Origin of the sequence: Acidovorax sp. SUPP3334 (genome assembly GCF_030159055.1) — a bacterium.
Taxonomy (GTDB): domain Bacteria; phylum Pseudomonadota; class Gammaproteobacteria; order Burkholderiales; family Burkholderiaceae_C; genus Paracidovorax.
In genome coordinates this window covers 69,417-93,056 of sequence record NZ_BQXQ01000010.1, presented here as the reverse complement: position 1 = coordinate 93,056, position 23,640 = coordinate 69,417, and the positions used below count along the sequence as shown (strand labels likewise).

Annotated in this window: 21 protein-coding genes and 1 pseudogene; 9 read left to right on the top strand and 13 right to left on the bottom strand. The window is 68.6% G+C overall.

The annotated features are described in order from the left end of the window. The first annotated feature begins 7 nt into the window (after positions 1 to 7). The 3 genes from argF (at position 8) to AVHM3334_RS07730 (ending at position 2,188) form a co-directional block, all read left to right on the top strand. Complete coding sequence (argF, locus tag AVHM3334_RS07740) at positions 8 to 928, top strand: ornithine carbamoyltransferase (protein ID WP_284411094.1); 921 nt, start codon at positions 8 to 10, stop codon at positions 926 to 928. Between the two features lie 49 nt (positions 929 to 977). Beyond that, positions 978 to 1,652, top strand: a complete 675-nt coding sequence (locus AVHM3334_RS07735; RefSeq protein WP_284411092.1) for an HD domain-containing protein — start codon at positions 978 to 980, stop codon at positions 1,650 to 1,652. 74 nt (positions 1,653 to 1,726) lie between these two features. After that, positions 1,727 to 2,188, top strand: a complete 462-nt coding sequence (locus tag AVHM3334_RS07730) for a hypothetical protein (protein WP_284411091.1) — start codon at positions 1,727 to 1,729, stop codon at positions 2,186 to 2,188. An 18-nt stretch (positions 2,189 to 2,206) separates the two neighbouring features. Here AVHM3334_RS07730 and AVHM3334_RS07725 read toward each other — a convergent pair whose 3' ends face one another. From AVHM3334_RS07725 to AVHM3334_RS07715, 3 genes are read right to left on the bottom strand one after another with little or no spacing between them, the layout of a single operon-like run. Then, on the bottom strand, positions 2,207 to 2,446 hold the full coding sequence (locus AVHM3334_RS07725; RefSeq protein ID WP_284411089.1) for a hypothetical protein: 240 nt from the start codon (positions 2,444 to 2,446) through the stop codon (positions 2,207 to 2,209). 3 nt (positions 2,447 to 2,449) lie between these two features. Next, positions 2,450 to 4,336, bottom strand: coding sequence for a ferrous iron transporter B (gene feoB, locus AVHM3334_RS07720; RefSeq protein WP_284411087.1), 1,887 nt, complete (start codon positions 4,334 to 4,336; stop codon positions 2,450 to 2,452). Then, complete coding sequence (locus AVHM3334_RS07715) at positions 4,333 to 4,641, bottom strand: FeoA family protein (RefSeq protein ID WP_502869878.1); 309 nt, start codon at positions 4,639 to 4,641, stop codon at positions 4,333 to 4,335. The genes feoB and AVHM3334_RS07715 overlap by 4 nt, the downstream gene beginning before the upstream one ends. A 160-nt stretch (positions 4,642 to 4,801) precedes the next feature. On the opposite strand from AVHM3334_RS07715, the gene AVHM3334_RS07710 reads away from it, so the two are divergent. Further along, positions 4,802 to 5,125 carry a YkgJ family cysteine cluster protein gene (locus AVHM3334_RS07710; RefSeq protein ID WP_284411083.1) on the top strand — a complete coding sequence of 108 codons (324 nt, stop codon included), beginning with the start codon at positions 4,802 to 4,804 and terminating at the stop codon, positions 5,123 to 5,125. A 42-nt stretch (positions 5,126 to 5,167) separates the two neighbouring features. Here the strand turns inward: AVHM3334_RS07710 and AVHM3334_RS07705 are convergent, their stop codons facing one another. Then, on the bottom strand, positions 5,168 to 5,644 hold the full coding sequence (locus tag AVHM3334_RS07705; protein WP_284411080.1) for an Lrp/AsnC family transcriptional regulator: 477 nt from the start codon (positions 5,642 to 5,644) through the stop codon (positions 5,168 to 5,170). A gap of 95 nt (positions 5,645 to 5,739) precedes the next feature. Between AVHM3334_RS07705 and kynB the strand changes: the two genes are divergently transcribed. From kynB to kynA, 3 genes are read left to right on the top strand one after another with little or no spacing between them, the layout of a single operon-like run. Then, positions 5,740 to 6,390 (top strand): arylformamidase, encoded by a 651-nt coding sequence (gene kynB / locus AVHM3334_RS07700; protein WP_502869877.1) that lies wholly within the window; start codon positions 5,740 to 5,742, stop codon positions 6,388 to 6,390. A 46-nt stretch (positions 6,391 to 6,436) separates the two neighbouring features. Further along, positions 6,437 to 7,744 carry a kynureninase gene (gene kynU, locus AVHM3334_RS07695; RefSeq protein WP_284411077.1) on the top strand — a complete coding sequence of 436 codons (1,308 nt, stop codon included), beginning with the start codon at positions 6,437 to 6,439 and terminating at the stop codon, positions 7,742 to 7,744. 3 nt (positions 7,745 to 7,747) lie between these two features. Beyond that, positions 7,748 to 8,650: a tryptophan 2,3-dioxygenase gene (gene kynA / locus AVHM3334_RS07690; protein ID WP_284411075.1), complete on the top strand. Its 903-nt coding sequence runs from the start codon at positions 7,748 to 7,750 to the stop codon at positions 8,648 to 8,650. A 70-nt stretch (positions 8,651 to 8,720) separates the two neighbouring features. Here the strand turns inward: kynA and AVHM3334_RS07685 are convergent, their stop codons facing one another. From AVHM3334_RS07685 to AVHM3334_RS07645, 9 genes and pseudogenes are all read right to left on the bottom strand, one after another. Beyond that, positions 8,721 to 9,662: a 2-hydroxyacid dehydrogenase gene (locus tag AVHM3334_RS07685; protein WP_284411073.1), complete on the bottom strand. Its 942-nt coding sequence runs from the start codon at positions 9,660 to 9,662 to the stop codon at positions 8,721 to 8,723. Between the two features lie 119 nt (positions 9,663 to 9,781). Then, positions 9,782 to 12,268: a penicillin acylase family protein gene (locus tag AVHM3334_RS07680; RefSeq protein ID WP_284411071.1), complete on the bottom strand. Its 2,487-nt coding sequence runs from the start codon at positions 12,266 to 12,268 to the stop codon at positions 9,782 to 9,784. 163 nt (positions 12,269 to 12,431) lie between these two features. After that, positions 12,432 to 13,487 carry an adenosine deaminase gene (locus AVHM3334_RS07675; protein WP_284411069.1) on the bottom strand — a complete coding sequence of 352 codons (1,056 nt, stop codon included), beginning with the start codon at positions 13,485 to 13,487 and terminating at the stop codon, positions 12,432 to 12,434. A 130-nt stretch (positions 13,488 to 13,617) separates the two neighbouring features. Further along, positions 13,618 to 14,784 carry a BMP family ABC transporter substrate-binding protein gene (locus tag AVHM3334_RS07670; protein WP_284411067.1) on the bottom strand — a complete coding sequence of 389 codons (1,167 nt, stop codon included), beginning with the start codon at positions 14,782 to 14,784 and terminating at the stop codon, positions 13,618 to 13,620. An 88-nt stretch (positions 14,785 to 14,872) separates the two neighbouring features. Continuing rightward, positions 14,873 to 15,793 carry an ABC transporter permease gene (locus AVHM3334_RS07665; protein WP_272551493.1) on the bottom strand — a complete coding sequence of 307 codons (921 nt, stop codon included), beginning with the start codon at positions 15,791 to 15,793 and terminating at the stop codon, positions 14,873 to 14,875. Beyond that, positions 15,794 to 16,867 (bottom strand): ABC transporter permease, encoded by a 1,074-nt coding sequence (locus AVHM3334_RS07660; protein ID WP_284411064.1) that lies wholly within the window; start codon positions 16,865 to 16,867, stop codon positions 15,794 to 15,796. After that, positions 16,854 to 18,455: an ABC transporter ATP-binding protein gene (locus AVHM3334_RS07655; RefSeq protein WP_284411062.1), complete on the bottom strand. Its 1,602-nt coding sequence runs from the start codon at positions 18,453 to 18,455 to the stop codon at positions 16,854 to 16,856. The genes AVHM3334_RS07660 and AVHM3334_RS07655 overlap by 14 nt, the downstream gene beginning before the upstream one ends. Before the next feature lie 79 nt (positions 18,456 to 18,534). Continuing rightward, positions 18,535 to 18,834: pseudogene (locus tag AVHM3334_RS07650) on the bottom strand (LysR substrate-binding domain-containing protein); the annotation flags it as partial. Beyond that, positions 18,825 to 19,400 (bottom strand): flavin reductase family protein, encoded by a 576-nt coding sequence (locus tag AVHM3334_RS07645; protein ID WP_284411058.1) that lies wholly within the window; start codon positions 19,398 to 19,400, stop codon positions 18,825 to 18,827. The gene AVHM3334_RS07645 and the pseudogene AVHM3334_RS07650, both read right to left, overlap by 10 nt. A gap of 233 nt (positions 19,401 to 19,633) precedes the next feature. Between AVHM3334_RS07645 and xdhA the strand changes: the two genes are divergently transcribed. Beyond that, a complete protein-coding gene (gene xdhA / locus AVHM3334_RS07640) occupies positions 19,634 to 21,154 on the top strand; it encodes a xanthine dehydrogenase small subunit (RefSeq protein ID WP_284411057.1) in 1,521 nt (506 codons plus the stop codon). Further along, the gene (xdhB, locus tag AVHM3334_RS07635) at positions 21,151 to 23,628 is read left to right on the top strand and encodes a xanthine dehydrogenase molybdopterin binding subunit (protein WP_284411055.1); all 2,478 of its coding nucleotides are present in this window, start codon (positions 21,151 to 21,153) and stop codon (positions 23,626 to 23,628) included. Before xdhA ends, xdhB begins: the two co-directional genes overlap by 4 nt. Positions 23,629 to 23,640 lie beyond the last annotated feature (12 nt).

Below are 23,640 nucleotides of genomic sequence, written 5' to 3'. Positions count from 1 at the left end.
TTCCGTTATGAAGCATTACCTGCAATTCAACGATCTCACCGCCGACGAGTACGCCTACCTGTTCAGCCGCGCGGCCGTCATCAAGGGCAAATTCAAGAGCTACGAGAAGCACCACCCGCTCACCGACCGCACGCTGGCCATGATCTTCGAGAAGGCCAGCACGCGCACCCGCGTGAGCTTCGAGGCCGGCATGTACCAGCTGGGCGGCAGCGTGGTGCACCTGACCACGGGCGACAGCCAGCTGGGCCGCGCCGAGCCCATCGAAGACAGCGCGAAGGTCATCAGCCGCATGGTGGATCTGGTGATGATCCGCACCTACGAGCAGACCAAGATCGAGGCCTTCGCCGCGCATTCCCGCGTGCCGGTCATCAACGGGCTGACCAATGAGTTCCACCCCTGCCAGATCCTGGCGGACATCTTCACCTACATCGAGCACCGCGGCACCATCCGGGGCAAGACCGTGGCCTGGGTGGGCGACGGCAACAACATGGCCAACACCTGGCTGCAGGCGGCCGAACTGCTGGGCTTCACCGTCCACGTGAGCACGCCACGCGGCTACGAGATCAATGAGAAATTGGCCCTCGGCGCATATGGTTCTAGGGCAGGTAGCTATAAATTTTATAGCAACCCTCTGGAAGCCTGCGCCGGCGCCGATCTGGTGACCACCGACGTGTGGACCAGCATGGGCTACGAGGCCGAGAACGAGGAGCGCAAGAGAGCCTTTGCCGACTGGTGCGTCGATGCCGAAATGATGGCGGCCGCCAAGCCGGACGCCCTCTTCATGCACTGCCTGCCTGCCCACCGCGGCGAAGAGGTCGAGGCCGACGTCATTGACGGCCCCCAATCCGTGGTGTGGGACGAGGCCGAAAACCGCATGCATGCGCAAAAGGCGCTCATGGAATACCTGCTGCTCGGCCGCATCACCTGACACGGGCCGACACACAGCGCCCTCCGGGCCTTTGCCACCGCACTGCCGCATGACGCAGGATCGCGACGACGAACTGCTGCACCGCTGGAACGCCCTGGGCGCAGCGCTGGATCGCTCCGGCCCAGTCTGGTCGTCTGAAGGCCGACGCCTGCTGCGCCACTGGAGCCGCTGGCCCCGCGCCTACCACGACACCCACCACCTGCATGCCTGCCTCACGCACCTGGAGGCCGTGCGAGCTGCTCAGCCAGACGCGCTGGAGCAGCCCCATGCCGTCGAACTGGCGCTGTGGTTCCACGATGCGATCTACTGGCCGTGGAGCACGCGCAACGAAGAGCGGAGCGCGCAGTGGGCGCAGCGGTTTCTGGCAGCCCAGCGATTGCCTGAGGCACTGGTAGACACGGTGGAACGCCACATCATGGACACGCGGCACGCCCCTGGCGATCCCCTGTTGGGCGATGCCTGTTGGGTGGTGGACATCGACCTGGCGGTGCTCGGCACACCGCCCGACGTGTACCGCGCGTTTGAACGCAATGTGCGGCGCGAATACCGGTTCGTGCGCTGGTCTCGCTACGTGGCGGGGCGCACCGCAGTGCTGCGGTCCTTCCTGGATCGATCGCATGTCTACGCGACGCCCTGGTTCCGGGCGCAGCGCGAAATACAGGCACGTGCCAATCTGGAGCGGGCGCTTGCAGCCCTTGGGCGCGGGAAGCTTTTCGGCGAATGATTTTTGGGCAAAGTGCCAAAGTCCTGACGCAGGAACCTCCAAACGAAAGCAGAAACCTCTTGGGCAATATGGCAATGACCATCAAGCAATTCCTGTCTGCGGCACTCCTCACTGGCGCAGCCGTTGCCTCTTTCGCGTCTCCGACCAGCGACTTCGACAAGACAATCCAAACCAAAAAATACCGGCTCGGACCGATCAAGTCGGTCGTGGTGCAGGACCGATCTGCCAAGGGATTCGGTGCGCAGACCGCCTGCGGGCATCTGGCGATCGACGAGAAAAGGGTGCGTTTCTTTTTGGCGAACGCCCAATTCCGCAGCGAATACCAGTACAGCCAGGAATTGCAGACCGGCGACTGCAACGCGCAGGCGCAGGTGACGTTCCAGGACCGCCGTACCGCGAAAGTCTCCATCGACAACTGGACGGGGTGGGGAGCGATCACAGCCCGGGGGACGGCCTACTTTCTGCAGTGCGACGCCTGCGCCGACATCCTGGCGACCGGCTTTCCCTTTGACGCCCGCAAGCCGGTCCGGCCTTGAACGGCCCCCGCGAGGCGCCTACTTCGACACCGAGGAACGGCTGCCCGGCATCTGCACGATCTGCTCCTGCCCCACCGCACTGCCGCCCGTCCCGCAGCCGCCCGAATCGCAACTGCTGCACCCCCCGCAGCTTGTCGACTGCGCCAGTGCCGGGTGCACGCGGTCCAGGCGGGCGCGCCATCGGGCGGGCATCCACTTCCACACCATGTAGGCCACCGCGAGGGCGACGATCACTCCGACGATGATTTCCTGGGCCATGGATCAGCCTCCTCCCAGCGCAAGGGCCAGGCGATACGTGATGAAGCTGGCACCGTAGGCCAGCGCGAACAGGTAGCCGGTCATCAGCAGCGGATAGCGCCAGCTGTTGGTCTCGCGCCGTACGGCGGCGATGGTCGAGATGCATTGCGGCGCGAACACGAACCACACCAGCAGCGACAGCGCCGTGGCCAGCGACCAGCTCTGCGCGATCAGCGGGCCCAGTTGGGTCGCCACTTCTTCGCCGGTGGCCGAGAGGGCGTACACCGTGCCCAGCGCGCCCACCGCGACTTCGCGCGCTGCCATGCCGGGCACCAGCGCGATGGCGATCTGCCAGTTGAAGCCGATGGGCGCCACCAGCACCTCCAGCACGCTGCCGATGCGGCCGGCGAAGCTGTACTGGATGGCCGCGCCCGTGGCACCGTCAGGCGGCGCAGGATAGGTGGACAGGAACCACAGCAGGATGGTGACGGCCAGGATGATGCCGCCCACGCGGCGGATGAAGATGAGCGCACGCTCGTACAAACCTTGGGCCAGGCTGCGCAGGCTGGGCCAGCGGTAGGCGGGCAGTTCCATCAGGAGCGGCGCCTGGCTGCTGGTGCGGCGGGCCAGGCGGGCCACGGCCGCCACGGCCATGGCGCTCACGATGCCGCCGACGTACAGCGCGAACAGCACCAGCCCTTGCAGGTTGAATACGCCGCCCACGGTCTGCTCGGGAATGAACGCACCGATGAGCAGCGCATACACGGGCAGGCGCGCGGAGCAGGTCATGAGCGGCGCGATCATGATCGTCACGAGCCGGTCGCGCCAGTGGGTGATCGAGCGCGTGGCCATCACGCCCGGCACGGCGCAGGCGAAGCTCGACAAGAGCGGAATGAACGACCGGCCCGACAGCCCCACCGTGCCCATGACGCGGTCGAGCAGGAAGGCCGCGCGCGGCAGGTAGCCCGAGTCTTCCAGCGCCAGGATGAAGAAGAACAGGATCAGGATCTGCGGCAGGAACACGAGCACCCCGCCCGCGCCGGCCAGGATGCCGTCCGTGAGCAGGCTGCGCAGCACGCCATCGGGCATGTGCGCGTTGATCCAGGCCGACAGGCCATCCACACCGGCCTTGATGGCGTCCATGGGCATCGCAGCCCAGCTGAACACGGCCTGGAACATGAGGAACAGCGTCGCGGCCAGCAGCAGCATGCCCCATACGGGGTGCAGCACCACGGCGTCGATGCGGTCGTCGTTGCGCAGGCTGACCGCAGGCTCGCGCACGGCGGCGGCCATGATGCGGCGCACCTCCTGGTGCAGTTGCATCACCTGGGCGCGCAGGTCCACCCCCATCGCAAGGTGCGCGGGCGCACTGGTTGCCAGCACCTGCGGCGCCTGCGTGTCCAGCCACTGCAGCAACTCTTGCGCACCATCGCTGCGCACGCCCACGGTGGACAGCACCGGCATGTCCAACTCGCGTGAGAGCGCTTCGCGGTCGATCTCGATGCGCTGGCGCGCCGCCATGTCGCTCATGTTGAGCACCAGCACCATCGGCAGCCCCAGCGCGCGGGCTTCCAGCACCAGGCGCAGGTTCAGGCGCAGGTGGGTGGCGTCGGTCACGCAGACCAGCAGATCGGGCACGGCCTCGCCGGCACGGTTGCCCGTGACGATGTCGCGGGTGACGGCTTCGTCCGCGCTGTGGGCGTTCAGGCTGTAGGCGCCGGGCAGGTCCAGCACGCGCACACGGCGGCCACTGGCGGTTTGCAGCAATCCTTCCTTGCGCTCGACGGTCACGCCGGCATAGTTGGCGACCTTCTGGCGGGCGCCGGTGAGCAGGTTGAACAGCGCGGTCTTGCCGCAGTTGGGATTGCCCAGCAGCGCGATGCGCAGGGAGGCGGTGGAGGCACTGCTCATGCGGATGCTCCGGCCTGTACGTGCACCAGCGCGGCTTCATGGCGACGCAGCGCGAACGTGGCCTGGCCCACGCGCACCGCCAGGGGATCACCGCCGGGGAAGCCGCTGGCCACCACGCGCACGGGCTCGCCAGGCAGAAAACCGATTTCCATGAGGCGCTGGATCACCGCGCGCTCCTGCTCGTTGCGTGCCGGCTGCAGCGCCGTCACGTGGGCATCGACCTGCCGGGGCAGCCGGTCCAGGCCCGTGGCGGCGGGCAAAGCGATGCCTGGGGCCAACGCAGGGCCCGAAGATTCTTCAGTCATCGTCATCGGAGTGTTATGAATGATATTAGTTCTCATTTTAGGCCGCATCGGGCCGGTGGGGATTGCGGCGCATCAGACCCGCGCGCGATGCATGGCGATGAAGAGGCCGGTGCTCTACCCATCGCACAATGCAGTTTTTTCCGACTGCCACCGCCGTTCCATGACCCATCCCTGCCTGAGCTGCGGCGCGTACTGCGCGAGTTTTCGTGTCGATTTCTCGGTGCACGAATCGCAGGAGACGGGCGGCAGCGTGCCGCAGGGGCTGGTGGTGGAAGTCACCGACCCGTTGCGCCGCATGCGCGGTACCGACCACGCATCGCCCCGCTGCGCCGCCCTCACCGGCACGATCGGTGTGCGGGCGGCCTGCGGCATCTACGAATGGCGGCCCTCGCCCTGCCGCGAATTCGAGGCCGGCAGCGATGCCTGCCGCCGGGCACGCCAGCGCCATGGCTTGGCAGCGTTGCCGGACAGCGCGATCTATTGACCGGCAATGGTGACGGCGCCGGCCACGCGCCAGCCGCCGTCGCTACGTCGGCACGGGCAGGCCGCCGATCTGCCCTTTGAATTCCTGCAGCGAAAAATACGAATGCATGTGGCGCACGCCCGGCAGGCGGTGCAGGCGGCGCTGCAGCAGTTCGGAATAGGCGTCCAGATCCTTCGCGACCACGACGAGCATGAAGTCCTCCGGGCCCGAGATGCCGTGGAACATGACCACCTCGGGGATGGCGCACACCGCCTGCTCGAAAGCCAGGGACGAGATCTCCGTCTGGTGATCGATGCCCACCAGCACGAATGCCATGACCCCGAAGCCCAGCGCGCGCCGGTTGAGGCCCGCGTGGTAGCCGCTGATCACGCCGTCGTCCTCCAGCCGCTTCACGCGCCGCCAGCAAGGCGACTGCGAAAGGTGCGCCATCTGCGCGAGTTCTCCCGAAGTGAGCCGGGCGTTGCCCTGAAGGGCTTCGAGCAATTGCCGGTCGGTGCGATCCAGGTCTGCTGCTTGCATGATTTTTTCTGTTTTCGAGATTTTGAGAATGGATTATTCAATTTTCAACCAGACACCGGATAACCCCTTTGTTTTCACCCCATGGTGCGCATAGCATGCGCGGCATGACAACGAATCCACGCCGCCTCTGGGACATTTCCGCGCCCGTGCATGCCGCGAGCCCGGTGTTCCCGGGTGACACTGCCTACTCGCAGCAGTGGTGCGCGACCATCGGGCCCGGCTGCCCGGTGAACGTGAGCGCCATCACGCTCTCCCCCCATGTCGGCTCGCATGCCGATGCTCCGCTGCACTACGACCCGGAGGGCGCCTCGATCGGCGATGTGCCGCTGGACGCCTTCATCGGTCCCTGCCGCGTGATCCACGCCATCGGCGCAGGGCCGCTGATCGAATGGGAGCATCTGGCCCATGCCGTGCAGGATCTGCCGCCGCGGGTGCTGGTGCGCACGTACGAGCGCATGCCGGTCGATCGCTGGGATGGCGCCCTGGCCGCCTACGCGCCCGGCACCATCGAACGGCTGGCCGACCTGGGCGTGGTGCTGGTGGGCATCGACACGGCCAGCATCGACCCGGCCGACAGCAAGGCGCTGGACAGCCACCAGGTGATCCGCCGCCGCGGCCTTCGGGTGCTGGAAAACCTGGTGCTCGACGAGGTGCCGGAGGGCGACTACGAACTCATCGCCCTGCCCTTGAAGCTCACTACGGCTGACGCCTCGCCGGTCAGGGCCATATTGCGCCCATGCCGTTGATTTCATTGCCCTGATTGCTATTATTTTTGATTAATCTGAGCTTTTCATGACGACCTTGCAAGACTGCCGCGCACTCGATGCGCAGGACCCCCTGGCCCCGCTGCGCGCGCACTTCGACCTTCCCCCTGGCGTCATCTACCTGGACGGCAATTCGCTCGGCGTGCTGCCCAAGGCCACGGCGGCCCGCGTGGCCGATGTGGTGGCGCGCGAGTGGGGCACGGACCTGATCCGCTCGTGGAACACCGCCCGCTGGTTCGACCTGCCCCAGCGCCTGGGCGACCAGCTCGCGCCCTTCATCGGGGCCAGCGCCGGCGAGGTGGTGTGCACGGACAGCACGTCCATCAATCTCTACAAGGTGCTGAGTGCGGCGCTGAACATCGCCCGCGCGGAGAGCCCGGCGCGCACCCGCGTGGTGAGCGAGCGCAGCAACTTCCCCACCGACCTCTACATCGCCGAAGGGCTGTGCAAGGAACGCGGCCTGGAACTGGTGCTGGTCGAGCCCGAGGAGATCGCCGCATCGCTCACCGGCGACGTGGCGGTGCTGATGCTCACCCATGTGAACTACCGCACCGGCGCCATGCACGACATGGCGGCCATCACCGCGGCAGCGCATGCGGCGGGCATCCTCACCGTGTGGGACCTGGCGCACAGCGCCGGCGCGGTGCCGGTGGACCTGCGCGGCGCCGATGCCGACTTTTCCATCGGCTGCGGCTACAAGTACCTGAACGGCGGGCCGGGCGCGCCCGCTTTCGTGTGGGTGCATCCGCGCCATGCCGACCGCTTCTGGCAGCCGCTGTCCGGCTGGTGGGGCCATGCGGCGCCGTTCCAGTTCACGCCCGGCTACCAGCCCGCGCCTGGCATCACGCGCTACCTGTGCGGCACGCAGCCCATCATCAGCCTGTCGGCCCTGCAATGCGGGCTCGACGTGTTCGACGCCGCGCAGCCGCTGGGGGGCATGGCCGCGCTGCGCGCCAAATCGCTGGCGCTGACCGACCTGTTCATCCAGTTGGTGCAAGAGCGCTGCGCGGGCCACGGCCTGGGCCTGGCCACCCCGCGCGAACATGATCGCCGCGGCTCGCAGGCCTGCCTCACGCGGGACGAGGGCCAGGGCCTGAACGGCCAGGGCAGCGGTGCCTACGCGATCGTGCAGGCACTCATCGCACGCGGGGTCATCGGCGACTTCCGCAAGGGCGACGGCGGGCAGGGCCCGCACAAGGACATCCTGCGCTTCGGCTTCACGCCGCTGTACATCGGCTACGAAGACGTGTGGAATGCGGTCGAGCACCTGCGCCAGGTGCTGGACGGCGCCGAGTGGCAGCGCGCCGAGTTCAACCAGATCAACGCGGTGACCTGAACCATGTGCCCCCCTTCCCAAAGCCCCGCAGCCTCGGCACACGACGGCGCCGCAGCCGAAGCATCGGCCGGCAAGCCCGAATCCATCGTGCATGAAGAGCGAGCGCAGCTCGACTTCAGCCAGAGCATGAGCTATGGCGACTACCTGTCGCTCGATGCCATCCTCACCGCGCAGCATCCCCGCTCGCCGGCGCACGACGAAATGCTGTTCATCGTGCAGCACCAGACCAGCGAGCTGTGGATGAAGCTCATGCTGCACGAGCTGCGCGCGGCCATCGCGCTGGTGGCCCAGGACGAGCTGCAGCCGGCCTTCAAGATGCTGGCGCGCGTCTCCAAGATCATGGGGCAACTGGTGCATGCGTGGGACGTGCTGGCCACCATGACGCCGCCCGAATACAGCGCCATGCGGCCCTACCTGGGCAACGCCAGTGGCTTCCAAAGTTACCAGTACCGCAGCATCGAATTCGCGCTGGGCAACAAGAACCGCGCCATGCTGCGCCCGCACGAGCACCGCGCCGACCTGCTGGCCCAGGTGCAATCCGCGTACGAGGCACCCTCGCTCTACGACGAGGCACTGCGCCTCTTGGCGCGCCGCGGCATTCCGGTGCCGGACAGCCATACGGCCCGAGACTGGACGCAGCCTTATGAAGAGAGCGACGCGGTGGAGCAGGCCTGGCTGGTGGTGTACCGCGACCCGAAGCAGCACTGGGACCTGTACCAGCTGGGTGAAGAACTGACCGACCTGGAAGATGCCTTCCGGCTCTGGCGCTTTCGGCATGTGACCACGGTGGAGCGTGTGATCGGCTTCAAGCGCGGCACCGGCGGCACGGGCGGCGTGAGCTACCTGCGCAAGATGCTGGACGTGGTGCTGTTCCCCGAAATCTGGAAGCTGCGCACCAGCCTTTGACAGCGGCAGGGCCGCAGGCCGGCGCCCAAGGCCGGGCCTGCATCCGCCGGGCCTTCGGCCGCCCAGGGCCTCACACCGGGGCCACGACCCCGGTGCCGGCGAAATGCCCGCCGGCATTGGCGAGAAACTGGTTCACGCTGGCCTGCACGGCCTCGGGCGACCAGCCCGCCACGTGCGGGGTGAGCAGCACGTTGTCCAGCCCGATCAGGGCCTCGGGCGGATGCGGCTCGCTTTCATACACATCGAGCCCCGCGCCCGCGATGCCGCCCACGCGCAAGGCGGAGGCCAGCGCCTCGGTGTCCACCACGCTGCCCCGGGCGATGTTCACCAGGTAGCCGAGCGGCCCCAGCGCCTGCAGCACCTCGGCATTCACGGCGTGCCGCGTGGCCGCACCGCCCGGCGTGGCGCACACCAGCACATCGCACCACTTCGCCAGTTCCAGCAGGCTGCCGAAGTATTCGTACGCCACGCCTTCGCGCGGCTTGCGGTTGTGATAGCCCACGGCCATGTCGAAGCCCGAGGCGCGGCGCGCGATCTTCTGGCCGATGGTGCCCAGGCCGAAGATGCCCAGGCGCTTGCCCGACACGTTGGGCGGCAGGCCGATGGCGTCGCGCCACACGCCCTCGCGGCACAGGCGGTCCAGCGGGCGCAGGCCGCGCACCGCGCCGATCAGCAGGCCGAAGGCATGGTCGGCCACGCAGTCGTCGTTGGTCCCGGCGCCCGAGGCCACCACGATGCCGCGCGCCCGCGCGGCGGCCAGGTCCACGTTTTCGTAGCCGGCGCCCAGCACGCAGATGAGTTCCAGCGCGGGCATGGCGTCGATCTCCTGCGCGGTCAGTCCTTGCGAGCCGATGGTGAGCACCGCGCGAAATCGCGTGCCCTGGGTGACGATGGCCGCGGTGCGGTCGGCGGCGGTCGGCGCGTAGTGCAGGTCGTAGAGGGCCGCGATCTGGGCCTGGCTCTGCGGGGAGAGGTGGTTGAGAACGAGCAGGGGAATGCGAGGACTGGACACGTCAGGATGCTTCCATATTGATAGCTGAAGGGGCAGGCGGATCAAGCGCTGCGGGCCTATTTTGCTCCAATCGCCCTGCGGGCGCCACCGGGCTGCGTCAAGGCCCGGTGGCGGTGCGATCACTCCCGCACGGTGACGCTGGCGTAGCCCGCGCTCGATGCGATCTCGGATTCCGAGAACGGCAGGCGCTGCCACTGTTTGGCCCCGTACGCCCTGGTGTAGTCGCCGTAGTGGCTGGAGGCCGGGTCGTCCGACAGCGAGAACGTGAGGAACGTGTGCGCCTCCACACCGCCCGACGGGAAGCTCACCACCTGCATGTAGCTGTTGCCGTTCGGCTGCCCGTCCATGCTGTAGCCGCCTTTCTCGATCGGGTTTTCCGAACAGTTGATGGTGAAGTAGCCCGACTCGCCACATCCGCCGTACAGCGAGACCTTGCTGCCGCCCCGCGTAGCGAACAACACCTCGCCGCGCGGCGCATTCACCGCAAAGCCGCTGCGCTGCACGCTGAGCACGGCCGCACCGAAGGCCTGGCGCAGCGCATCGGCGGCGCTGGCGCGCAGATCGCGCGGCGTGTTGAGCGGATCGTCGGCACTGAACGGCACGGCATAGAGCTGCGCGGCGGGCACTTGCACCCGGTTCCAGAACTCGTCCCACACGTGGGAGCCCCGGGCGGTGCCGTTGCCGGTGTTGTCCCAGGCGCGCAGGGTGGCGCAGGCCGCCGTCACATCCACCGCGCGGCTTTCGGCCGTCACCGTGATCTGGGGGGTCGTGCACACCAAAGCCAGCGCCTGGTCCTTGAACCGCTCGGCGCTGAACACGCGGCTGTTGAGCACCATCTGCCGCACGATCGCGCTGGTGGCCTGCTTGCCGGCGTACTGGTCGGTGCCGGCCAGGCGCTCCAGCGCCATGGTGTGGCCCATGCGGGTGCGCAGGCTCTGCGCCTGCGTTCCCGCGGCCCCGAAGATCGCCGGAAAGCCAGTGAGCGGGGCCTTGGCGTTGGCCAGCCAGTAGCTGTCGTTCATGTTGCCGACGTAGTCGTCGCGCAGCAGGCTGGGCATGCGCGCGGGGCCGACGGTGCCTTTTTGCGCCGAATCGCCGTCGGTCTGCCAGTCGCAGGCGCTGCGCGAGCCATCGAAGAACGGCACGTTGGGCAGGGCCGCCGCCATCGCCTTGCCGAAGCCCGTGGTGCAGGTGGCGACCTGGTCCGGCGACACGTTGGGCACAGCGCCGATATCGGCATACCAGGCGCGCGGATTGCCACGGCCCACGGCCACCGTGTTGACCCAGGGAATGGCCGACTCCTGCTTCTGGATGGCGATGAACTCGTCCAGCGAAGCCGCCTGGTTCCAGCGCATCCAGTTGCGGAAGGTGCGGAAGTTGTCGCCGTTGACGTCGCGCATTGCGAACGCCGTGGTCTGCGTCCAGGCCAGCGCCGGGTTGAGGGCGCCCAGGTTCACCAGCGGCCCGTATTCGGTCTTGTAGAGCGTGCGCGTGACATCGGTGACCGCCCCGGAGGCGCCCCGCACCGGCACGGTGATGGTACTGGCCGCCATCTTGACGGCCTTGCCGTCGCGCACATAGCTCGTGCGGTCGCCGTCGGCCAGCTGCAGCTGGAAAAAGCCGAAGCGGCGCGCGGTGGAAACGGTGTGGCTCCAGGCCACGTTGTCGTTGAAGCCGATCAGCACCACCGGCACGCCCAGGAACGACGCGCCGCTCACGTTCAGCTCGCCGGGAATGGTCAGGTGGGCCTGGTAGAAGCGGTCCGGCCCCTTCCAGTACCAGTGCGGATTGCCGAAGAGCACGCCGCTCGACTCGCCCGTGGCAGCGGTGCCGAAGCCGTACATGTTGCTGCCGATGCCCAGCGTGCCGCCCACCTGCATGCGCGGCAGTTGGGTGCGCGTGGGGTCGAGCCGCGCCACCTGCTGGCCGGACGCGGCCGGCGCGGCCTCGGCCGTGGCACTGGCGGCGGCATTGGGCAGCGTGGCATTGGCCAGCGGCGCGACGAAATTGCTGTAGCCGCCCGCCAGGTTGGCGGCGACCATGCGCCGCCAGATGTCGCGCGCCGTGATGGGCTGCACCCAGGCGGCGGAGCGGCAGGCGGCATGCGCCGTGCCACCTGCCTGGGCCTCGCGCACGTAGCGGTTGTAGCCGGCGGCGAAGCCCTCCACCATCTTCTTGAGGTTGTCGGGCTGCGCCGCGACCATGGCGTCCACCACGTCGGCGGAGATCACATGGCGATGGAAGAAATCGGAATCGAGGTTGCGCGGCCGGTCGATCGTGCTGTCATACACCAGTTGCGCATCGCCACCAAAATAGCGAGAGCGCTCGCCCCGGTAGGTGAGGAACGAATCGGCCATCGTGCACAGGTTGTCCTGCGCCTGCGCATAGCCGTACCCAAAGCCCGCATTGCCCCAGCTGGACGCCTTGATGTGCGGCACGCCCATGGCCGTGCGGCGGATCTCCGCGCTGTAGCGGCCGTTGTCCACGCCGCCACCGCCACCGCTACCGCCGCCGCCGCCGTCGCTGTTGCCGCCACCGCAGGCCGCCAGCACCGACAGGGCCAGTGCGGAAAGCGGCAGCCTGCCGCGCCAAAGTCTGTCTCTCATGTCTTTGTCTCCTCTTTTGAAGCGCCCATCGGCTGGGGATGGGCTGTGACCAGGGACGGCGCCGGGCCAACGCGCATTTTTCAGTGCAGCAGCCCCCTGAGTCGATCCGCATCGACCCTGCCCCGGGCGCGGATGCGGCGTGTGCGCGGCGCTTTGCGATGCCTCAGTAATCCTGCTCCACGCTTTGCTGAAAGCACGTCTTGAGCCGGTGCTCCCACGCATGCTTGTCGGCTTCCGGGACGAAGCTCGCCTCGAAACTGTTGAAGGCCAGCTGGTAGGCATGGCGCGCCGTCAGCAGCGGGTCCGCAGCGAACAGCTGCGTGAAGTTTTCGTTGATGTAGCCGCCGAAATACGCCGGGTCGTCCGAGTTCACCGTGGCGGCCAGCCCGGCGTCCAGCAGTGCGCGCAGGTTGTGGTCGGCCAGGTCGGGGAAGACGCACAGCTTCTGGTTGGACAGCGGGCACACGGTGAGGGCGATGCGCTCGGCGGCCAGGCGCTGCATGAGCGCCGGGTCGTGCACGGCCTGCACGCCATGGTCGATGCGCTCGGCCTTCAGCACGTCGAGCGCGCTCCAGATATAGGCCGGCGGCCCCTCCTCGCCCGCGTGCGCCACGCGGCGCAGGCCCAGTTCACGGCAGCGTGCGAACACGCGCGCGAACTTCTCCGGCGGGTGGCCGACCTCGCTGCTGTCCAGGCCCACGCCGATGAAATGCTCGCGCAGCGGCAGGGCCTGTTCGAGCGTTTCAAGGGCGTCTTCCTCGCTCAGGTGGCGCAAAAAGCACAGGATCAGTGCCGAGGAAATGCCCAGCGTGCGCTGCGCCTCGGCGCAGGCGCGGTGCAGGCCATGGATCACGGTGGCCATCGGCACGCCGCGCGCGGTGTGGGTCTGGGGGTCGAAGAAGATCTCGGCATGCACGACGTTGTCGGCCGCGGCGCGGTCCAGGTACGCCCACGCCATGTCGTAGAAATCCTGCTCGTGCAGCAGCACGCTGGCACCCGCGTAGTAGATGTCCAGAAAGCTCTGCAGGTCGGTGAAGGCGTAGGCGGCACGCAGCGCTTGCACGCTGGCATACGGCAGGGTGATGGCATTGCGCTGCGCCAGGGCGAAGATCAGTTCCGGCTCGAGCGAGCCTTCGATGTGGATGTGCAGCTCGGCCTTGGGCATGCGGCGCAGCAATGCAGGCAGGTGCTGGGCGGGGATCGGGGGGACCTTGAACATGGGGCGGCTCCAAACGTTGATGCCGCGCTCTTCACGGCGGCGGCGGTAGCCCGATGATGCCTTGCCGCCGCCGCAGTGCAACCCGGTGCCGGCCCGCGCCCCCCCGCGCGCTGCGCCGGCACCCGGCGTTTTACTTCTTGTCGCCGCCGGGCACCGTGCCCTCGACGCCCTTCACATAGAAGTTCACGCCGCCCAGGAACTTGTCGTCGGCCACGGCGTCCTTCGCCAGCACTTCCTTGCCGGCGTTGTCGGCGATCGGACCCTTCCAGATCGAGAAGCTGCCGTCTTTCAGCCCCGCCTTCACCTGCTCGACCTTGGCCTTGGTGTCGGCGGGCACGTCTTCGGCGATGGAGACGAGATCGATCGCGCCTTCCTTCACGCCCCACCAGCTCTGGCCGGTCGTCCAGGTGCCGCCCAGCGCGTCCTTGGTGGCCTTGATGTAGTACGGGCCCCAGTTGATCACGGCGGAGGCCAGGTGGGCCTTGGGGCCGTAGGCCGTCATGTCGGAATCCCAGCCGAAGGCGCGCTTGCCTTTTTCCTGCGCGGTCTTGAGCACGGCGGGCGAGTCGGTGTTCTGGAACAGCACGTCGGCGCCGCCGTTGATGAGCGACGTGGCGGCTTCGGTTTCCTTCGGGGGGCTGAACCATTCGTTCACCCACACCACCTTGGTCTTGATCTTGGGATTGACCGACTGCGCGCCCAGCGTGAAGCTGTTGATGTTGCGGATCACTTCGGGGATCGGCACCGAGCCCACCACGCCCAGCGTGTTGGTCTTGGTCATGGCGCCGGCGATCACGCCGGCCATGTACGCGCCCTCATAGGTGCGGCTGTCGTAGGTGCGCACGTTCTCGGCCGTCTTGTAGCCCGTGGCGTGCTCGAACTTCACGTCCTTGAAGTCGGGGGCGATCTTCTGGATCGACTCCATGTAGCCGAACGTGGTGCCGAAGATCAGCTTGTTGCCCTGGCTGGCCATGTCGCGCAGCACGCGCTCGGCGTCGGCCGACTCGGGCACGCTTTCGACGAAGCTGGTCTGCACCTTGTCGCCGAATTCCTTCTCCAGCGCCTTGCGGCCGTTGTCGTGCGCGAAAGACCAGCCGCCGTCGCCCACGGGGCCCACGTAGGCGAAGGCGATCTTCAAAGGCTCGGCTTTGGCAGCGGGTGCGGAGGCGGCGGGGGCCGGAGCGGCGGCGGGCGCGGGCGCCGGCTCTTCCTTCTTGCCGCAGCCGGCCAGGGCGGCGGCCGCCACGGCGGAAAGCGCAGCCACCTTGAGCAGCGAGCGTTTGTGCAGATCGGTCATGTCGGTTCCTTCGAGGAAAAAAGTGAGGGGGAAAGCAACGAAAAATAAATTATCGGGGCGCGGCACGGCGCCGCGCCTGCCGTGCGGGTCACGACCCGGGATGGAACGGCTTGCCGAGCGACGCGGGCATGTTCACGCGGATCCAGGCCGGGTTGCGCGAGATCAGCGCCAGCACCACGATGGTGGCCACGTAGGGCAGCATGCTCAGCAACTGGCTGGCCACCTGCACGCCGGTGGCCTGCAAGTGGAACTGCAGCATGGTCACGCCGCCGAACAGGTAGGCACCAAGCAACACCCGTGCCGGCCGCCAGGTGGCGAAGGTGGTGAGGGCCAGCGCGATCCAGCCGCGGCCGGCCACCATGCCCTCCACCCACAGCGGCGTATAGACCGTGGAGATGTACGCGCCCGACAGCCCGCACAGCGCCCCGCCCGCGACCACGGCCGCCAGGCGGATGCGCCGCACCGGATAGCCCAGCGCATGCGCGGATTCGGGCGACTCGCCCACCGAGCGCAGCACCAGGCCGGCGCGCGATCGGTACAGGAACCACACCAGCCCCGCCACCAGCGCCATGGTGAGGTACACGATGGGGTGCTGGCGAAACAGCGCGGGCCCGACGATGGGCAGGTCGCCCAGCCCGGGCACGGCGTATTTGGGCAGCTCCGGCAGCTTGGCCTGCACGTAGCGGATGCCGGCGAAGGCCGAAAAGCCCACCCCGAACAGGCTGAGCGCCAATCCCGTGGCGTATTGGTTGGTGTTGAGCCAGATCACCAGCACGCCGAAGATCGCCGCGAGGAACGCCCCCGCCGCCATGCCGGCCGCAAAGCCCAGCCAGGTGTTGCCCGTGTGCACCACGGTCGCGAAACCCGCGATGGCGGCGCAGAGCATCATGCCCTCGGCCCCCAGGTTCACGATGCCGGCCTTCTCGTTGATGAGCAGGCCCAGCGCGGCGATGGCAAGGACGGTGCCCGCGCTCAGCGTGGCGCCTAAAAGCAGTGCGTACGATTCCATTTAAGCGGCCCTCCCCTGGGACCCGACCCACCGCACGCGGTAGGCGATGAGCGTGTCGCACGCCAGCAGGGTGAACAGCAGCAGGCCCTGGAACACCCCCGTGAGCGACTTGGGCAGGCCCAGGCGCGACTGCGCCAGTTCGCCGCCGATGTAGAACATGCTCATCAGCACCGCCGAAAACACCATGCCCACCGGGTGCAGCCGCCCCACGAACGCCACGATGATGGCCGCGAAGCCGTAGCCCGCCGGCACGTACGGCGTGAGTTGCCCGATGGGCCCCGCCACTTCCAGCGCGCCCGCCAGGCCCGCCGCACCGCCTGAGACGAGCAGCGCCGTCCACAGCGCCCGGCGCGACGAAAAGCCCGCGTAGCGCGCCGCCGCCGGGGCCAGGCCGCCCACCTGCTGCGCAAAGCCCGCCCGCGTGCGGAACAGGAACACCCACAGCGCCGCGGCGCTCGCCAGCGCCAGCAGCAGGCCGATGGACACGCGCGAACCCTGCATGAGCCGCGGGATCTGCGTCACGCGCTCGAAGGTCTTGGTCTGCGGGAAGTTGTAGCCCATCGGGTCTTTCCACGGGCCGTAGACCAGGTAGCCCAGCACCAGCGTGGCCACATAGACCAGCATCAGGCTCACGAGGATTTCGTTGGCGTTGAAGCGGTCGCGCAGCAGAGCCGTGATGCCGGCCCAGGCCATGCCGCCCAGCACGCCGGCCAGCAAGATGGCCGGCACGATCCACGGGCCCGTGGTCTTGTCGGCCAGCAGCGCGATGCCTCCCGCCGCCACCGCGCCGATCACGAACTGCCCTTCGGCGCCGATGTTCCACACGTTGGAGCGAAAGCACACGGCCAGGCCCAGTGCGATCAGCAGCAACGGCGTGGCCTTGACCATCAGCTCGCCGATGGCGTATTGGCTCTTGATGGGCTCCCAGAAAAACACCTGCAGCCCGCGCACGGGGTCCTTGCCCAGCGCGGCGAACAGCGCCAGCCCGATGAGCACGGTGACGGCCAGCGCGAGCACCGGCGAGCCGTAGGTCCACCAGCGCGAAGCCTGGGGACGGGGTTCAAGCTTGAGCATGGGCCGCCTCCGCTGGTGCACGCGCCGCTTCGGCCCGGGCCAGGTGCGACTGCACGTCGGCATGCCACAGCCCGCTCATCCATTCGCCGATGCGCTCCACCGTGGCCTCGGCGCGCGGCACCGAAGGCGACAGGCGCCCCTTGGCCACCACATGCAGGCGGTCGCAGATTTCGAACAGTTCGTCCAGCTCTTCGCTGAGCACCAGCACCGCGCAACCCGCGTCGCGCAGCGCCAGGATCTCGCCGCGGATCTGCGCGGCCGCGCCCACGTCCACGCCCCAGGTGGGCTGCGAGACGATGAGCAGCCTGGGGTTGGCGTCGATCTCGCGGCCCACGATGAACTTTTGCAGATTGCCGCCCGACAGCGACCGGGCCGCCGCATGCGGGCCGCCCGCCTTCACGTGAAAGCGTTCGATGATGGCGCGCGCATGCGCCTGCAATGCGCCGGTGCGCAGCCAGCCACCCGGACCCACGCTGTTGCTGCGCGTGAGCAGCAGGTTGTGCGCCAGCCCCATGGTGGGCACGGCCCCGCGGCCCAGCCGTTCCTCGGGCACGAAATGCAGGCCCAGCGCGCGGCGGCGGCGCGGGTTCATGCGGCCGGCGGCCTGGCCGGCCACCTGCACCATCGCGGGCTGGGCGCGCATGTCCTCGCCCGACAGGGCGTACAGCAGTTCTTTCTGGCCATTGCCGGACACGCCCGCAATGCCGACCACCTCGCCGGCCCGCACCTCGAAGCCCAGCTCGATCAGGTCCACGCCGAAGGGGTCCATGCGCGGCAGCGACAGCGCTTGCACGCGCAGCACCGTCTCGCCCAGGTGCGCGGGGCGGTGGGTGAGCGCTGGCGGCTCGGCGCCGATCATCAGGCGCGACAGCGATGCGTTGGATTCTTCGGCCGGGTTGCACACGCCGGTCACCTTGCCGCCGCGCAGCACCGTGCAGGCGGTGCACAGCGCTCGGATCTCGTGCAGCTTGTGGCTGATGTACAGAATGCTGCAGCCTTCGCTGGCGAGCTTGCGCAGCACGACGAAAAGCTTTTCGACCGCCTGGGGCGTGAGCACCGAGGTGGGCTCGTCCAGGATCAGCAACTGCGGCTGGGTGAGCAGCGCCCGGATGATCTCCACGCGCTGCATTTCGCCCACGCTCAGGGTGTGCACGGGGCGCGCGGGGTCGATGTCCAGCCCGTACTCGGCCGCCGTGGCGGTGATGCGGCGCGTCACCTCGGCCAGCTGCAGGCGCTTGTCCAGGCCCAGCCACACGTTCTCGGCCACGGTGAGGGTGTCGAACAGGCTGAAATGCTGGAACACCATGGCGATGCCGAGCGCCCTCGCCTCCTGCGGGTTGCGGATGGCCACGGGCTGGCCGTTGAAGTGCAGGCTGCCTTCGTCGGGCTTGACCGCGCCGTAGATGATCTTCATCAGCGTGGACTTGCCCGCGCCGTTCTCGCCCAGCACGGCGTGGATCTCGCCGGGCTGCACCGTGAGGGACACGCCGCTGTTGGCCACCACGGCCGGATAGCGCTTCGTGATGCCCGCCAGCTGCAGGCGCGGCACCGGCGCGGCGGCTGCGGGAGAGGTGTGGGAGGAATTCATTCGGGCGATTGTCTCTTTATTTTCAAGGGCGGTTGGTCACGAAACTGGAATGCCGCGCACGTCCTTCATGCATTGTCAGCTATGGTTTTCGTAGCGATGCCGCCACGGTGCGCACGGTGTCGCGCAACCACATGGCCGCCGCCGAATGGTGCGTCCGGCCATGCCACAGCTGGTAGTACATCAGCCGCGGAAACGGCACCGGGCACGGCAGCACGGCCAGCGGCAGGCGGTCGGTGAAGCGTTCGCAGAACTGCCGGCCGGTGGTGAGCACCAGCAGGCTCGACGCGACGATTTCGGGAATCAGGCTGAAATGCGCGCAGCGCGCGGTGATGCGGCGCTGCAGGCCCAGGGAATCGAGGTGCGCATCGATCACGCATCGGTGGGCAGCATCGCCGCGCCCGAGCGCACCAGCAACGGGTCGCCGGCCAGATCCCGCAGCCGGCGCAGCGCCGCCGACACGGCTGGCTGGTGCATGCCCAGCCATTGCACGCGGCCGATGAAGACACAGCGGCTGGCCGTCTCCATGGTTTCGTGCAGCACGCATTCGAAGGCGACCGGCGCCTCGGCGATGCGCGGCGGGGCCACGCTGCGCGACGGCAAGGCGGTGAGTCCGGCATGCGCCAGCTCGCTCTCGTGGGGCGGCAGCGCGTCGCCGCAGGCATGCATGCGGCGGGCCATGGCCTCGTCGGTGATGTGCACCACGAATTCGCCGGTGCGCAGAATGTTGGCCGCCGTGTCCTTGAGCCGGCCACCCTGCAACCGGTTGATGCTCACCATGACCACCGGCGGGTCCTCGCCCAGCATGTTGAACATGCTGAACGGCGCGGCGTTCACCGTGCCGTCCTCTCCCAGCGTGGTGATGAGCGCGATCGGGCGGGGCACGATCAGGCTGGCCATGAGCTTGTAGTGCTCGTAGGCGCCGAGTTGCGAGAAGTCGATGTCCATCGAGGGTCCTTGGGGGGCCGCATCCGGCCGGTGGCCGGGGTCAGGGCGGGGACGCAGCATCCGTGCCAGCCAGCGATCGCACCCTGGCAAGGTGGTGGCGGGTTCGAAGGCATGGCGCCCGGCGCATGGTCGTTATACGCTCGCCCATATGCGCTCCAGGCGTTCTGGCCCCTACCCTGTGCTGGAACGGCGCGAGCCCGCCCCAACGACCGAAACCCGCCCTGCCCACCGCAATGACTCTCTCCCGCCCGCTGCGATTCATCCGAAGGGGCCAGCCCGTGACGCTGGCCCATGTGCCGCCCGACCGCACTCTGCTGGAGGTGCTGCGTGAAGACCTGGGCCACACCGGCACCAAGGAAGGCTGCGGCGAGGGCGACTGCGGCGCCTGCACCGTGGTGCTCGGCGAGGCGGTGGACGGCAGCGTGCGCTATCGCGCCGTGAACAGCTGCATCCGCCTGGCCCATTCCATCGACGGCCTGGCGCTGTGGACCGTGGAAGACCTGGCGCAGGACCCGCTGATTCCCGCCGCCGCGGCGAACGCCCCGGCGCTGCACCCCGCCCAGGAGGCCATGGTGCAGTGCCACGGCTCGCAGTGCGGCTTTTGCACCCCCGGCTTCGTGATGAGCCTGTTCGGCATGTACCAGAACCATGTGTGCCAGGGCCGCCCCGTCACGCGCGAGCAGGCCGTGCAGGACCTGTCGGGCAACCTGTGCCGGTGCACCGGCTACCGCCCCATCCTGGACGCGGCCGAGCAGATGGCCGCCCTGCCCCGCAGGCCGGTGAACGAGGCGCGCCTGCTGGAGCAGTTGCTGTCGCTGGCCCACACCGCGCCCGCTCCGAATCCCGCGCTGGACGAGCCGTACCTGGCACCGGCAACGCTGGCCGAACTGCTGGCCGCGCGCGCCGCGCACCCCACCGCCCAGGTGGTGGCCGGCGCCACCGACGTGGGGCTGTGGATCACCAAGCAGCACCGCCAATTCACGCAGATGCTCGACGTGACCCGCGCCAGGGAATTGCGCCGCATCGACACGCAGGAGGGTCGGCTGCGCATCGGCGCGGCCGTGCCGCTGGCCGATGCGTTCGATGCGCTGCGGGCCCACTGGCCCACGCTGCACCGCTTCGCCACGCGCTTTGCCGGGTTGCCCGTGCGCAACTCGGGCACGCTGGGCGGCAACGTGGCCAACGGATCGCCCATCGGCGATTCGATGCCGCTGCTCATCGCGCTGCGCGCCAGCGTGGTGCTGGCCAGCGTGCGCGGCGAACGCACGCTGGCGCTGGAAGACCTGTACACCGGCTACCGCCAGAACGTGATGGCGGCGGACGAACTGCTGGTGCGGATCGAGGTGCCACTGCCCGCCCCTGGCGAAACGCTGGCGGCGTACAAGGTGTCCAAGCGCTTCGACGATGACATTTCCGCCGTGTGCCTGGTGCTGAACCTCACCATGGCCGATGGCACCGTACAGCGCGCCAGCCTGGGCGCGGGCGGCGTGGCCGCCACGCCCGCGCGCGCCCGGCAGACCGAAGCCGCGCTCACGGGCCAGCCCTGGACCGTGGAGACGGTCGAGCGCGCCGCGGCGGCGCTGCAAGGCGAGTTCCAGCCCATCTCCGACATGCGGGCGAGCGGCGAATACCGCCGCGCCGTGCTCGCCGGGCTGTTGCGGCGCTTCTGGCTGGAAAGCCAGGCCACGCAGCAGGCCGCGCTCCTGTCCATGCCCATCTCGCTGGAGCAACTGCGCCCGGAGGCCCTGGCATGAACCCGCGCGACGAAGCCCCGTTGAGCCGCGACGCGCAAGACGATCCGGTCGCCCTGGCCGCCAACGCCGCTGGCGCCGCCGGTCCACAGACACCCGAGGCCAGCCCGCCGGACGGTGCGCCCGCCCCGGCCCGCACCATGGGCCAGTCGCACCCCCACGAAAGCGCACGTGCCCAGGTGGCGGGCAGCGCCCATTACATCGACGACCTGCCCGAGGTGAAGGGCACGCTGTACGCCGCCCCCATCCTCTCCCCCGTGGCCCACGGCCGGCTGGACGGCGTGGACACCACGGCGGCGCTGGCCCTGCCCGGCGTGCACGGCGTGGTGCTCAGCGCCGACGTGCCGGGCGACAAACTGCTGGCGGCCTTCGCGCACGACGAGCCCGTGTTCGCCATCGACACCGTGCAGCACGCGGGCCAGGTGATCGGCCTGGTGGTGGCCGATTCGGTGATGCAGGCACGCCGCGCCGCGCGCGCCGTGGTGCCCCGCATCACGCCCCTGCCCGCCGTGCTCACCGTGCACGAGGCGCTGGCCGCCGAAAGCTACGTGCTGCCGCCCGTGTTCGTGCGCCGCGGTGATGCCGACGCGGGCCTGGGCCACGCCGCGCACCGGCTGCAAGGCCGCTTCGAGGTGGGCGGGCAGGAGCATTTCTACCTGGAGGGCCAGATCGCCTATGCCCTGCCGCTGGAGCAGCGGCAGTGGTGCATTTACTCCAGCACGCAGCACCCGGGCGAGGTGCAGCACTGGGTGGCGCATGCCCTGGGCCTGGACAACCACGCGGTGCGCGTGGAATGCCGGCGCCTGGGCGGCGGTTTCGGCGGCAAGGAAACGCAGGCCGGCCACCTGGCCGTGTGGGCGGCGGTGGCGGCGAACCGATTCGGCCGCCCGGTCAAGCTGCGGCTGGACCGGGACGAGGATTTCATGGTCACCGGCAAGCGCCATCCGTTCGCCTACGAGTACGACGTGGGCTTCGACACCACGGGCCGCATCACGGGCCTCAAGCTGCGCATGGCGGCCAACTGCGGGTTTTCGGCCGACCTGTCGGGCCCGGTGGCCGACCGCGCCGTGTTCCACAGCGACAACGCGTATTTTCTCGAAAACGTCGAGATCGCCTCTTACCGCTGCAAGACGAACACGCAGAGCCATACCGCGTTTCGCGGCTTCGGCGGGCCGCAGGGGGTGATCGCCATCGAGGCCATCCTGGGCGACATCGCACGGGCGCTGGGGCGCGATGCGCTGGAAGTGCGCCTGCGCAACCTCTACGGCACCACCGACCGCAACGTCACCCATTACCAGATGCCGGTGGAGGACAACATCCTCCACGAACTGCTACCAAAACTAGAGCACTCCAGCCAATACAAACGCCGGCAGGAGGCCATTTTGGCTTGGAACGCGGCCAGCCCGGTGCTCAAGCGCGGCATGGCGATCACGCCCGTGAAGTTCGGCATCAGCTTCACCGCGACGCTGTTCAACCAGGCCGGCGCGCTGGTACACGTGTACACCGACGGCAGCGTGCAGGTGAACCACGGCGGCACCGAGATGGGCCAGGGCCTGCACACCAAGGTGGCGCAGATCGTGGCCGACGAGCTGGGCGTGCCCCTGGCGCGGGTGATGGTGACCGCCAGCGACACGAGCAAGGTGCCCAACGCCAGCGCCACGGCGGCATCGAGCGGCACCGACCTGAACGGCCGAGCCGCCCAGTTCGCCGCACGCCACGTGCGCGACAACCTCGCCGCCTTCGTGTGCGGCCTGGACCATTGCGGCGCTGGCGAGGTGCAATTTTCCGGCGGCCAGGTGATCACGCCGCGCTCCGTGCGCGCCTGGGGCGACGTGGTGAAGGAGGCGTACGCCAATCGCATCCAGCTGTGGAGCGACGGCTTTTACCGCACCCCCAAGATCCACTACGACAAGGCCACGCTCACCGGCCGGCCGTTCTACTACTTCGCCTACGGTGCGGCCTGCACCGAAGTGGCCATCGACACGCTCACGGGCGAGAGCCGGGTGCTGGCCGTGGACATCCTGCACGACGTGGGCCGCAGCATCAACCCGGCCATCGACATCGGCCAGATCGAGGGCGGCTTCGTGCAGGGCATGGGCTGGCTCACGACGGAGCAACTGGTGTGGAACGCGCAGGGGCTGCTCACCACCCATGCGCCCAGCACCTACAAGATCCCGGCCACGGGCGACATTCCCGAGCGTTTCACCGTGGCGCTCTGGCCCGAGGCGAACCGCGAAGACAACGTGGGCGGCAGCAAGGCCGTGGGCGAGCCCCCGTTCATGCTGGCCATCAGCGTGTACGAGGCGCTGCGCAACGCGATCGCCGCAGCGCGCCCGGCCGAAGCGGCACGGCAGCCGGTGCCGTTGACCGCGCCCGCCACGGCCGAGAACGTGCTCCGGGCCCTGGGTGGGCTGAGCGGGCTGAACGGGCTGAACGGGCTGGACGCGCTGCCGGACGGTCGGAGTCAGAAGCGGTAGGTGGCGCAGGCG